We start from the raw sequence: 11,735 nt of genomic DNA on the forward strand, positions 1-11,735 counted from the left end.
TCTGCGGTTCTATGCTCTTGCCAATTGCCAATTGCTCTTTGCCAATTGCTTACTTACCTTCCACAATCACTTCCCATTCTTTCTGGCCGCGCGCCAGGATGGCTGGAAGATCTTCCTGCAACACAAAGCGCTGCTGGATGAGCTTCTCGGCCGCGCTCTTGAATTTGCTCAAGTAGTCGTCGCGTGAAGCGTAACGCTCGGCAATGGACGCCCGCGGATCGCCCGCCTGCTTGCGCTCCTGCTCGGTTCGCGCCAAAGGAATGAACGAGCCCAGGAAGCTCACGCGCTGCTCGGGCGCGCCGATCGCAGGATCACGCAGGTTCCAGCCGGTGTACGTCGCCAGTGGCACATCCAGTTCAGGCAGGCGGACGCCGCCTGTATCGTTGCCGGTGGCGTCAGGCTGGGGAACGAATCCCGGGAACGGCGCGTCCACGTGCGGAGGTTCCGTGCTGACAATCCCTTGCTTCCACTGCAGGCCAAAGTTCAGCCGGTAGGCCAGGTTCAATTCCGTGGGCGTGTTGACGCCGTGGATTTTCGGGAAGGCCCACTTGGCCAGCGGCGTCAGCGTGCCGTCAGCGATCTTGGGATACACGCTTGGCGGCGGCTCGGCGCCATCCTTGACCCAGCGGTCCATGTTGGTGATCATACCCCGCCAGTACCATTGGATCGGATTCGAATTGTGCATCTGCTGCGCCGTGTATTCCGGCGCCCCCGGCATGTTCTTGCCCGGCGGGAAGCCGCGCGAGAAATGCTGCAAGCCGGCAAAGAAATAGATCCGCACGTTCGGCCCGATGGGCGCGTCGGCTTTGCCATCCGGCGTGACGTGGATCAGCGCGGCGGAACGTCCCCAGTATTCATACGACGTGTTGCTGAAGAAAATCTTCGGCGCGGTCTTCGATTTCGTCGCCGCGTCCAGCAACCCAGCGGTCTCGCCCGTATCCGGATCTTTCTGCGGCAGGTCGGTGAAAGGGAACAGGTCCGTGGGATAAAAGATGCTGGACATGGGCTGGCTGTCTCGCGATGGCTGGGCGAACCGGTGATTGAAGCTGCCGCGCCCCGCGCCGGCCACGTGGGAAAGCACGCCGTCCATCACCTGGCGGCCTTGCTCGTCGGCGTTGAAGTCCTGGTACAGGTAGTGGCGCAGGAAGCGTCCGGTCTGGGAAATCCCGGCGGCATAGACGCGCTTCACCGGAGCTACCGCTTGCGGGTCATATTTCAAATAGGAAAGAAAATCGCGCACTGCAGCCAGGCCCACGCCGGCCACGACGGGATTCTTCGCGGCATAAACGATTTCATAGATCTTGCCTGGAACAAATCCTGAGGCCAAGTGCACAAAGCGCGGGTCGGCGACGGTGGTTCCCTTGACGTCGCGACCAAAACTCCATTGCGCCCGGGGAATGACTTGCCGCGCGCCCGTCGGCGTGTCGCGCACGGTGAGGACGTTTTGCGCATTGGAAACGCCGTCTACCGGATAGCTGACTCCGCCGTTCGGACCCAGAAGAATGTGGCCCAGCGGCCAGTCCATGCGCTTTTCTGACGGAGTGAAGTCGCCGCGCACCAAGCCGCGAATTTCTTTTCCCGCCGCCAGGTGGGCGATCGGCGCCGTCAGCCGCATGCGCTGCGGCAGGTCTTCCACGTCATACTCCCATCCCAGCCAGGCCACGGTGAATCCCTGGCGCATGAGGAAGCCGTCGCCAAATTCGCCCTCGGTGCCGTTCATCAGGAAGACGATGCCTTTGCCGCCGCGGTTTGACACTTCAAACAGCACCGCGTTGTTGCCCTTAGAAATGTCTTTGGGTTTGAGCACTTCAAAGTTGGCGGAGAATTCCACTTCGCCGTCAGGATTGCGGTCCGCTTTGTCCAGGTCCACGATCTGCAAGTTGTGCGGGTCGCCGGGTTTCAGGGCAAAATGCACGCGTCCGATGATCCGCTCGTACGCGCCCACCGCGCCAAACGGTTTGCCTTCCTGGACGTCAACGCGCGAGAAGATCTCCACGCGAGCCACGCGCGCGTTGCTCGACGAAACAAGAACAGCCAACATCAATGCCAGCAAGACCGCACGTTTGCGAAGAAGAAGCATTCCCATGACCTCCCGTAAGGCCAACCAGTTTACAATATCGCGTTGGGTGGGCCTTTGAGACGAAAGACGTTGGCCGTATGCCCCGCGCATCAGTGTCCTGGTTGTATCGCATTCGCCAGCGCCAGGTCCGGCCAAGAAGACGGAGATGAGAAAATGAAACGCATTCTACTTGGCGCAGCCGCTGCACTCTTGCTTTCCACCACGCTTCTCGCACAAGAACATGAAGCTGACCGCCTGAAGCACGCGGGCGAAGTCATGATTGAAATTCTCAACATTCCGGACAGCATTCCCCGGGGCATTCTGGACCGCGCCGAATGCGTGCTGGTTTTTCCCTCGGTGAAAAAGGTGGCCATTGGAATCGGAGGCAGCTACGGACGCGGCGCCATGACCTGCCGCAGCGGCGCCACATTCACCGGTCCCTGGGGACCTCCGGCCATGTTCGCGCTGGAAGGCGGCAACATCGGCTTCCAACTCGGCGGCCAGGCTACGGACTTCGTTCTCCTGGTGGTGAATCCCAAAGGCCTTGAGTCCATTTTGAAGAGCAAGGTCAAGCTGGGCGCTGATGCCGCAGCGGCCATCGGCCCCAAGGGCCGCGATGCACAGGCTGCCACGGACGTGCTCATGCACGCCGAGATCCTTACCTACTCGCGCTCGCGCGGACTTTTCGCCGGCGTCTCACTGGAAGGCTCCACCCTGCGCGCTGACAACAGCGCGACAGAGAAGGTCTACGGCCGCAAAGTCTCGGCCCACGATGTGGTCGTCGGCCACAAAGTCGCTACCACCTCTGCCGGCCACTTGCTGGTGAACGCGTTGCAGAAAGCGTCACCCCGGAACTTGTCAGATCCTAAGTCGCTCAAGGAAGCTGGCGCTGAGAAAAAGTAACAACGATGAACTTCCCCCATTTCAGTTTGCGCGACTCGGTGGCCCTGGTGCTTCTGGCGATGGTGGTTTGTCTGGCGCCGCCGGATGGTTCTTACAAGCAATCGGTGGAGAAGTGGCGCCAGGACTACGAGACCAAACTCACCAGCGATGACGGATGGCTCACCGTGTCCGGACTTTTCTGGCTGCATGAAGGCCAGAACCGTTTCGGCACTGATCCGCACGGTGACATCGTTCTGCCTGCGGGGGCTGGACCGGCGACGGCCGGCTATTTTGATTTTCACGCGGGCAAAACCGTGGTGCACGTAAATTCTGATACGCACATCGCCTGGCAAATGCCGAACAGGACGGCGCCGCCCCCCTCAGCCGCGAGCAGCGCGCCGCCGAGCGGCCAGCCCATCGAAGGCGTCGAACTGCAACCCGATTCCCGCCAGGACCGGCTGGTCATCAGCGGCGTGGTGCTTTACGTCCACAAGAGCGGCGAGCGGTTTGCCATCCGCATGAAGGACAAGAACAGCAAACTGCGCAAAGAATTTCACGGGCTGCGCTGGTTCCCGATCGACGAAGCCTATCGCGTCACCGCGCGCTACACGCCCTACGACGCGCCGCGGCAGGTGCCGATTCAAACCGTGCTCGGCGATAAAGAAAACCTCATCATTGCCGGGTACGCCACGTTTTCTCTCAACGGAAAAGAGTACCGGCTGGAAGGGGAGAAAGATGACGACGGCGCCATGGAATTCGTCTTCCGCGACCTGACCAGCCGCAAAGATACCTACCCGGCCGCCCGCTTCCTGGACACTGACCCGCCCAAAGACGGCAAGGTAGAACTCGACTTCAACAAAGCCTACAACCCGCCGTGTGCGTACAACCCGTACACCACGTGTCCGCTGCCGTCACCGGGTAACCGCTTGCAGGTGGAGATACCGGCGGGAGAGAAGAGATACCACGACTAGCGGAATGTGCTCGCCATCCTCCGATTAGCCTGCAGGCCTCACCATTCTCGACCTCTCACGCGCCGAAAGCTAGTTGCTAGCCGCTCTTTTGCTAAACTCTTTACCCATGGCGAAAATCGCTTACCTTGAGTGTTCCAAGTGCGGAGATCATCTCAGCGGCGAGCAGCCGCAGACCATTTGTCCCAAGGACGGCGGGTCGCTTTACGTCCGCTATGATCTTGCTGCGCTTAAGGCCAAGTTCACGCCTGACTCTTTGCGCGGACGCCCCGCCACCATGTGGCGCTACCATGACGTTCTGCCCGGCGACCAGCCCGTAACTCTGGGTGAAGGCTTCACCCCGCTGCTGCGGAGCCGCCACATTTCGAACGTCTATATAAAGGATGAAGGTCTCAATCCCACCGGATCGTTCAAGGCCCGCGGCTTGTGCGCCGCCGTGACCATGGCCCGGCAATATGGATTGAAGAAGCTGGCAGTGCCTTCCGCCGGCAACGCCGCCAGCGCGCTCGCAGCGTACAGCGCCGCCGCCGGGATTGAAGCCAACATCTTCATGCCGCAGGATGTCCCGCTCTCCAACCTGGTCGAGTGCAAGGCCTACGGCGCCAAAGTCACGCTGGTGGACGGCCTTATCTCTGACTGCGCGCGCATGGTCAACGAACGCAAGCAGGCCGAAGGCTGGTTTGATATCTCCACGTTGAAAGAGCCGTTCCGTGTGGAAGGCAAGAAGACCATGGGCTATGAAGTCGCCGAGCAGCTTAACTGGGAGCTGCCTGACGCTATCTTTTATCCGACGGGCGGCGGCGTGGGCTTGATCGGCATGTGGAAAGCCTTTGAAGAAATGGAGCAACTGGGCTGGTTTGATCAACAGAAGACGGGCAAGGCATCGGCGAAAAAGCGTCCCAAGATGATTTCCGTGCAGGCCGAAGGATGCGCGCCGGTGACCAAAGCGTGGAATGAGCACAAGCCCGTCGCCGAGATGTGGCAGAACGCGCATACGCTTGCTGCGGGACTCCGCGTACCCAAGCCGTATGCCGACTACATCATCCTGGACATCCTCAAGCAGAGCGGCGGCACGGCCATCTCCGTTTCCGACGAGCAGATTTTCCTGGCGGTAAAAGAGTGGGCCAGCCAGGAAGGGATTTTCGCGTCGCCCGAGGGCGCCGCCTGCCTGCCCGCCTACCAGATGCTGATCCAGCAGGGCTTCCTGAAGCCCACGGACAAAGTTGTGCTCTTCAACACTGGCTCCGGGTTGAAATATATTGACGTTACGGCTGAAGCTCTGAAGATCAGCGCCGTGCAACCCAAGTCGCACATGGCGGCGCCGGCGAACAGGAATATTGGAGGGATTATTCAGCCTTATTAGAAGATTGCCAGAATTGCCAGGATTGCCAAAATCGCCGAAATTGCTGTAGCTGTGCGGCCACCAAGAGTTGGTTTTCCAATCTTCAATTTTGGCAATACTGGCAATTTTGGCAATCCGCTATGACTGACCGTCTCTACTACCACGATTCCTTCCTCTACGACTTTGACGCCCAGGTCGTCGAAACACTGCAGCGCGATGGCCGTCACGCTGTGGTCCTCGATCGCACGGCGTTCTATCCGACCAGCGGGGGCCAGGTATTCGACACCGGCCGGCTCGTGCTTCCTGATCAAAGCGACGTAAAGGTAATCGAAGTCGCCGACGAAGAAGATGGCCGCGTCCTACACTTCGTTTCAGCTGAACAGAGTGCCTCGGCGGCACTGGCGCCAGGAGCTGCGATCCACGGTTTCATTGACGCGGCCCGCCGTCTGGACCACGTCCAGCAGCACACCGGCCAGCACGTGCTTTCAGCGGCGTTCATCCGTTTGTTCAACATGCCCACCGTCAGTTTTCACATGGGCGAGGAGAGCTGCACGATTGATTTGGAGACCAACGCGCTTACATCAGCGCAAGCGCAGCAGGCCGAGCGCCTGGCGAATGAGATCATCGCCGAAGACCGTCCCGTCGCGATTCGCTTTGTGCCGCTGGAAGAAGCCCGCGAGCTAGGCTTGCGCAAGCTTCCGCCCAAACAGGTCGGCGACTTGCGGCTGATTGACATCCAGAATTTTGATTTGTGCGCCTGTGGCGGAACGCACGTGCGCGCCACAGGACAGATCGGCGGCATCCTGGTGCGCAAACTGGAAAAAGTTAAGCAAGGTGTGCGGGTTGAGTTCGTCTGCGGCCTGCGTGCCGTGGCTGCAGCGCGCGAGGACTATTCGTCGCTGACAGAAACCGCCGCGCTGCTATCCGCTCATATTCACGAGTTGCCGCAACAAGTCCGCAAATTGCTGGATGAAGCCAAGTCCGCCGGCAAAGCCCAGCACAAGCTTCTGGAAGAACTGGCCGAATTTCAGGCTGAGCGTATGCTGGCCGGCACGGCGACTTCAGCGCGCGTCGTCACGGCAGTTTTCCCGGAGCGCGACGCGGTCTTCATCAAGTTGCTGGCGCAGAAACTGACTGCCGGAAAGGCCGGCGTAGTGGCCCTGCTGGCGGCCGGCGCCGGCCAACTCACGCTGGTCTTCGCGCAGAGCGCCGGAATGAAATCCAACATGGGCGCGCTGCTCAAAGACGTGATGGCCCAGCTCGGCGGGCGCGGCGGCGGATCAGCGGACATGGCTCAGGGCGGGCTGCCGGCAGGCGTAACTGATCTCAGTCGAATCGAATCGCTTCTCCAGGAGACCGCAGGCAAATTGGAGCTAACGTAGGCGGCCGGAGTTTACTTTGCGGGCGCTGACGCTTCGCTCAATGCCCGGTCCAGCAGCGCGCGTAATTGTTCCACGGACAAGATGCCTTCACTCTCTTGTCCGTTGACGAAGAAAGTCGGCGTCGCGCTCACACCCAGTTCTTCACCTTCCCGCATCGCGGCCCGCACTTGCGATTGGTCCTGGGACGCCAAGCACGACTGCAGCATCCCCGCGTTGACTCCGTGCTTCTGCCCAATTTCCACGGCGGTTGAATCCAGCGGCCACGCAGCTCCTGCCGCGTGCGCATTGGTTTTCTGGGTAATGTCCGGCTGGTGCGTGTGCACGTAATCGGAGAACTCCCAGTAAGCCTCGCTGTCCTGCTGCGCCAGGCATTGCGAATCCACGGCCGCGCGCATGGCCCAGGGATGAACGTCAATGAGCGGAAAGTCTTTGATCACCAAGCGCACTTTGTCGCGATAGCGCGCCATGACTTCGTTAATCAGCGTCACGTACATGCGTCCGCAGAAAGGGCACTGGAAGTCGTCATAGACCACGATGGTGACCTTGGCATCCGGCGCGCCGCGTATTGGCCGGTGCGTGGTATCAATCTTTTTCATGGTCCGGACGTAAGGGTCCTCGCTCAGGTCAAACTCTTTTACGTAAAGCAGCTTTTTGCCGTCTTTGGAGAGGAGGAAGTCGAAGACCTTCTTGGTTCCGTTCTGTTCAATGGCCACCGCCACGCTGTCATAGCCGTTGAACGTGCTCGCAGTGCGCTCGCCCACGGTCACTTTGGCGTCCGGCGGAACTCCGGCATACGCGCGCACCTGGCGCTCAATGCGCCGGTCGAGGTCCGAACGGCCAGGGCCGGGCTGTTGGCCCACCAAAGGGAGTACAGCCATAAAGAGCATCAGTAGCTTGGAAGCATAAAGCACGTGCAATCACCGCCCTTTGGGAAATTGATGAAAATGTCGAAACCTCAGATTGTAATTGAGAAGTTGCCTTGAGGATTAGGGTTGTCTTTGGGCAGCGCAGGTTCTAAGCTCTTTCGCTATGTCCTCAAACATTCTGCGTACGATTTCCGTGGTTTTAATGTGCCTTGTTGCGGTGGGCGTCGCATTCGCCCAGCAGCCGACGCCGGATTTCGAGAAAGCACAAGCCGAGGCCGTAAAGTTTCTCGGCGAACTGGTCAAGATTGATACTAGCAACCCTCCAGGGAATGAGACGCGCGCCGCCGAATACATCAAGAGCGTGCTGGCCGCGGAAGGCATTTCCGCGACGATCTACGAATCTGCGCCGGGTCGCGGCAACGTGGTCGCGCGCCTCAAGGGCAACGGCAAGAAGAAACCGCTGCTGCTCATGGGACACCTGGACGTCGTGGGCGTGGAGCGCGACAAATGGTCCATGGACCCGTTTGCCGCCATCATCAAAGATGGCTACCTCTACGGCCGCGGCTCCATTGACGACAAGAGCATGGACGCCGCCAACCTGGAAGTGTTCCTGTTGCTGCATCGTCTCAAAATTCCGCTGGACCGCGACGTGATCCTCCTTGCCGAAGCCGGCGAGGAAGGCACCACGCAGTTCGGCATTGACTTCATGGTGGAGAAGCACTGGGATGAAATCGCCTGCGAGTACGCCTTGAACGAAGGCGGCAACGTGCCGGAGGAGAACGGACGCGTGCAGTATGTTGCGGTTTCCACCACGCAAAAAGTCCCACGGGGATTTTCGCTGGTGGCGCAGGGTACCAGCGGCCACGGCTCGGCGCCGCGCATGGACAACGCCATCGCCCACCTGGCTACGGCGGTCAGCAGGGTCGCCAGTTGGGAAGCTCCCATGCGCCTGAATGAAACCACGCGGCGCTTCTTCCAGCTCATGGCCCAGATCAGCCCGCCGCAGAAGGCAAAACTCTATGCTCAGGTGGAAGACCCGGAAGTCCAGCAGAGACTCCGCGCTTACGAGCCGGGGTACTACTCCATGCTGCGCACCTCCCTGGTTCCGACCATTATCAAGGGCGGGTTCCGTTCCAACGTGATTCCAGCGGAAGCTGAAGCCCGTTTTGATGTCCGCGCCCTGCCCGACGAAAACATGGACGCGCTCAAAGCCGCACTGACCAAGCTGATCAGCGACCCGGCCATCAGGATTGTTGATGCCGAGAATGCCAATCAGCGTCCGGCGACGCCGCCCTCGGGCCTGGACACGGACGGCTTTCACGCTCTGGAGCACGCCCAGCAAAAGGTCTTTCCCGGCGTGCCCACCATCCCCATCATGCAGGTGGGCGCCACCGATTCCGCGCAGCTTCGCGCCCGCGGCGTGCAGGCCTATGACATTGGCACTCTCATGAGCACGGAAGACATCAAACGCGTCCACGGCAATGACGAGCGCGTGGAAATCGCCGGCTTCGGAAAATTCGTGCAGTTCGTTTACGCGGCCACGGTGGAGATCGCCGGAGCCAAGTGAGATGACGTTTCTGTACAAAGACAAACGCGTCTGGATCACCGGAGCATCTTCGGGTATTGGCGAAGCCCTGGCCATGGCGTTTCACCATGCGGGCGCCAGGCTCATTCTTTCTGCGCGTCGCGAAGACGAGCTCAAACGCGTCCAAGCTGCGTGTGGAGGCGAACCCAACACGCGCGTGCTGCCCATGGACGTGACCCTCGGAGAGCAATTGCCGGACAACGCGCGTGCGGCCCTGGCCATGTTCGGAGGCGTGGACATTCTGGTGCTCAACGCCGGCATCACCCAGCGCTCGCTGACCCGAGACACCGCTGAGAGCGTCTATCGGCGGCTGATGGAGGTGAACTTCTTCGGACCGGAAGCGCTGACCCGCGCCGTCCTGCCTTCCATGCTGGAGAACAAGAGCGGGCATTTCGTGGTGATCTCCAGTGTAGCGGGAAAGTTCGGCGTGCCCCTGCGCTCCGGCTACTCCGCCACCAAGTTCGCTTTGCACGGCTTCTTTGAAGCGCTGCGCGCGGAAGAAGAGCGCAACGGCATCCGCGTTACTTTGGTTTGCCCCGGATACATCCGGACGGAGATCAGCCTCTCCGCGCTCAAGGGCGACGGCGCGTCGCACGCCAAGATGGACCCAGAACTGGCCCGTGGCATGCCCGCGGACGAATGTGCGCGGCAGATCCTGCAGGGCGTGGCCCGGGGAAAGAGAGAAATTGTCGTGGCGGCAGGCCGTGAGAAAATGCTGGTCTACATGAAGCGGTTTTTCCCCGGGGCCCTGGCCCGGATGCTGGGCCGCGCGCGCTGATCGCATTTGCGGGGCGACCCCGCCAGATTTTGCCCCAGCGCGCAACGCTGGTAAAATCATCTTCGAAGAAACTTCCTTCGCATGTGGGGCTATAGCTCAGCTGGGAGAGCGCATCGTTCGCAACGATGAGGTCGTCGGTTCGATCCCGACTAGCTCCACCAAGTTAAACCCAGATAAATCAGGTACTTGTGTGCTAGTGGCGGAGTTGGACTCTGCTGCAAAGGTGGGGTTTGTGTCGTTCTTTGTGTCGTAACCCTGCGGTCTTGACGTGTTTTGCCTGCTTGCCAATGAATCCAGCGCCTTGCGTTTTGCGTCTACCCGAACGTGCGAATAGTGGGCAAGCATCTTGGGTGAGACGTGTCCCGCAATACTCATTACCGTGGAATCACTGGCCTGAGACTCTGCAAGCTCTGTGATGGCGTGATGTCTCAAATCATGGAATCGAAGCTTGGGGAGTCCCGCAGCGGCCCTCATGTTGCGCCATGCGGTTCGCCAGCTACTCTGTGAACGTGAGGGGTCAATATGGCCAGCTTCACAAGCAGGAAAGACGTAGTGGTCAAGCTGTACCATACACGCGCGCGTATCACGGGGCAGCTCTCTTGGAACCCAAAACTCAATCATCGGTGCGCCTGCAAAACTCTCCCAAGTTGCCCGCCCCCGGACAGGTCTCCAAAAGAGTCCGCTTGGGCAACGTACAGGATTGACCAGCCCCTTCGAGTCTCTCCTAGGGGATTCTGGCGCGATTGCGCGTGGTTCTTGCGAGTGATGGAATGACATTTTGCGCTGAATTTCTTGTCCTGATGATTAGACTCACAGCTATGGCGATTTGTTTCTCCATACGCATGATCCCGGTGACAGAGATCATCCCGGTATCGGTAACATCCCTGTCACAGGTTCACGAGTCCGAGGAATAGGTAACATCCCTGTCACAGAGAGTATCCCTGTGGCCTATGGCTGATCTACCAAGGACAGGCTGAGTGCTCAGAGGATGGAGAGAACGCCAAAGAGGCATTTAGACCGCAACACCCATCAATAGGAAACCCGCCTTTTCCGGCGGGTCTGTCTGGTTAGGTTGTTGTTGTGTTTTTAGCGGCTCGGTTTCTTGCGTTGTTTGGCAAGCTGCTTTTTGCGTTCTTCGGCCTGAAGCAAAACATCGTCAGGGTCGCGGAGTTCCTTTTCCCAGCGTTGCCGGACTTTCCCGTGACGACCCCAATCGTCAAGCTCAATCTGGTGCAGGTCTTCGAGAAATTCTTGGTTAAATTCGGCTTGCAATTCAAGAGCAAAACTCGGGAACAACTTTGCTGCTTTCGATTTGAACAGTCCGGTTCGCTGTAGCGTTTGAAGGTGCTGAACGATCCCAGCAAAGGCCATATTGAGAGATGACAGGGTTTCGTATATCTCCGCCTTTTGGGTAACATCAAGGACAGCCATGGGTCGCCTTTCTTTGGAAGGTGATTTTTGGTTAGGGTGCGCTCGGTGCTCAATACACCGGGCGCTGCCCGTCTGGTTACGGTCTTCCGTTTCGTTTGTGTCTGGGTTCCTGCCGTTATGGGACGGCAGGATTCCCCGGAGTCTCCCAAACGGCTTCGGGACGTGTCAAGCGTTCCAAGGTTTGTGTCGTAACTTGTGTCGTAACTATCGCGTTCCCTACCCCTATTTTCGGAGCATACCAAGGGTTGTCCAGGCAAACGGAGAGGGCAGGGAATATGCTTGTACCAGCATAAACACTGCCCCTTTTTATCACCGCGAGTTTTTCGGTTTCAGCTTGTCTTTTTCAGGCCGGAGAATTCGCAACGATGAGGTCGTCGGTTCGATCCCGACTAGCTCCACCAATATTCTTTGGCAGCTTTCCTGCAAAGCACTGCCTAAATAT

Annotated in this window: 9 protein-coding genes, 1 tRNA gene and 1 pseudogene; 7 read left to right on the forward strand and 4 right to left on the reverse strand. The window is 59.2% G+C overall.

The window, feature by feature from the left end; translation table 11 throughout:
* Positions 1-49 precede the first annotated feature (49 nt).
* Entirely contained in the window at positions 50-2,041 is a 1,992-nt protein-coding gene (locus tag LAO20_10925) for a hypothetical protein (protein MBZ5531934.1), read from the reverse strand.
* 192 nt (positions 2,042-2,233) lie between these two features.
* On the opposite strand from LAO20_10925, the gene LAO20_10930 reads away from it, so the two are divergent.
* From LAO20_10930 to LAO20_10945, 4 genes are all read left to right on the forward strand, one after another.
* Positions 2,234-2,962 (forward strand): lipid-binding SYLF domain-containing protein, encoded by a 729-nt coding sequence (locus tag LAO20_10930; protein MBZ5531935.1) that lies wholly within the window; start codon positions 2,234-2,236, stop codon positions 2,960-2,962.
* Positions 2,963-2,967: 5 nt separating this feature from the next.
* Positions 2,968-3,912 (forward strand): DUF1684 domain-containing protein, encoded by a 945-nt coding sequence (locus LAO20_10935; protein MBZ5531936.1) that lies wholly within the window; start codon positions 2,968-2,970, stop codon positions 3,910-3,912.
* 106 nt (positions 3,913-4,018) lie between these two features.
* Positions 4,019-5,272: a threonine synthase gene (locus LAO20_10940; protein ID MBZ5531937.1), complete on the forward strand. Its 1,254-nt coding sequence runs from the start codon at positions 4,019-4,021 to the stop codon at positions 5,270-5,272.
* A 119-nt stretch (positions 5,273-5,391) separates the two neighbouring features.
* On the forward strand, positions 5,392-6,633 hold the full coding sequence (locus tag LAO20_10945) for an alanyl-tRNA editing protein (protein MBZ5531938.1): 1,242 nt from the start codon (positions 5,392-5,394) through the stop codon (positions 6,631-6,633).
* An 11-nt stretch (positions 6,634-6,644) separates the two neighbouring features.
* Here LAO20_10945 and LAO20_10950 read toward each other — a convergent pair whose 3' ends face one another.
* The gene (locus tag LAO20_10950) at positions 6,645-7,511 is read right to left on the reverse strand and encodes a DsbA family protein (GenBank protein MBZ5531939.1); all 867 of its coding nucleotides are present in this window, start codon (positions 7,509-7,511) and stop codon (positions 6,645-6,647) included.
* 151 nt (positions 7,512-7,662) lie between these two features.
* On the opposite strand from LAO20_10950, the gene LAO20_10955 reads away from it, so the two are divergent.
* From LAO20_10955 to LAO20_10965, 3 genes are all read left to right on the forward strand, one after another.
* On the forward strand, positions 7,663-9,066 hold the full coding sequence (locus LAO20_10955) for a M20/M25/M40 family metallo-hydrolase (protein ID MBZ5531940.1): 1,404 nt from the start codon (positions 7,663-7,665) through the stop codon (positions 9,064-9,066).
* A gap of 1 nt (position 9,067) precedes the next feature.
* On the forward strand, positions 9,068-9,862 hold the full coding sequence (locus LAO20_10960; protein ID MBZ5531941.1) for an SDR family oxidoreductase: 795 nt from the start codon (positions 9,068-9,070) through the stop codon (positions 9,860-9,862).
* A gap of 85 nt (positions 9,863-9,947) precedes the next feature.
* Positions 9,948-10,023 (forward strand) — tRNA-Ala (locus tag LAO20_10965).
* A gap of 157 nt (positions 10,024-10,180) precedes the next feature.
* Here the strand turns inward: LAO20_10965 and LAO20_10970 are convergent.
* A pseudogene (locus tag LAO20_10970) lies at positions 10,181-10,639 on the reverse strand (tyrosine-type recombinase/integrase).
* Positions 10,640-10,948: 309 nt separating this feature from the next.
* The gene (locus tag LAO20_10975; GenBank protein ID MBZ5531942.1) at positions 10,949-11,293 is read right to left on the reverse strand and encodes a hypothetical protein; all 345 of its coding nucleotides are present in this window, start codon (positions 11,291-11,293) and stop codon (positions 10,949-10,951) included.
* Positions 11,294-11,735 lie beyond the last annotated feature (442 nt).

The sequence above is a fragment of the Terriglobia bacterium genome (assembly GCA_020072815.1).
Taxonomy (GTDB): domain Bacteria; phylum Acidobacteriota; class Terriglobia; order Terriglobales; family Acidobacteriaceae; genus Angelobacter.

Coding starts and splice junctions, on each gene's coding strand:
- LAO20_10925 (MBZ5531934.1), bottom strand. CDS start 2,041: ATGTTGGCTGTTCTTGTTTCGTCGAGCAACGCGCGCGTGGCTCGCGTG.
- LAO20_10960 (MBZ5531941.1), top strand. CDS start 9,068: ATGACGTTTCTGTACAAAGACAAACGCGTCTGGATCACCGGAGCATCT.
- LAO20_10955 (MBZ5531940.1), top strand. CDS start 7,663: ATGTCCTCAAACATTCTGCGTACGATTTCCGTGGTTTTAATGTGCCTT.
- LAO20_10940 (MBZ5531937.1), top strand. CDS start 4,019: ATGGCGAAAATCGCTTACCTTGAGTGTTCCAAGTGCGGAGATCATCTC.
- LAO20_10935 (MBZ5531936.1), top strand. CDS start 2,968: ATGAACTTCCCCCATTTCAGTTTGCGCGACTCGGTGGCCCTGGTGCTT.
- LAO20_10950 (MBZ5531939.1), bottom strand. CDS start 7,511: ATGGCTGTACTCCCTTTGGTGGGCCAACAGCCCGGCCCTGGCCGTTCG.
- LAO20_10975 (MBZ5531942.1), bottom strand. CDS start 11,293: ATGGCTGTCCTTGATGTTACCCAAAAGGCGGAGATATACGAAACCCTG.
- LAO20_10930 (MBZ5531935.1), top strand. CDS start 2,234: ATGAAACGCATTCTACTTGGCGCAGCCGCTGCACTCTTGCTTTCCACC.
- LAO20_10945 (MBZ5531938.1), top strand. CDS start 5,392: ATGACTGACCGTCTCTACTACCACGATTCCTTCCTCTACGACTTTGAC.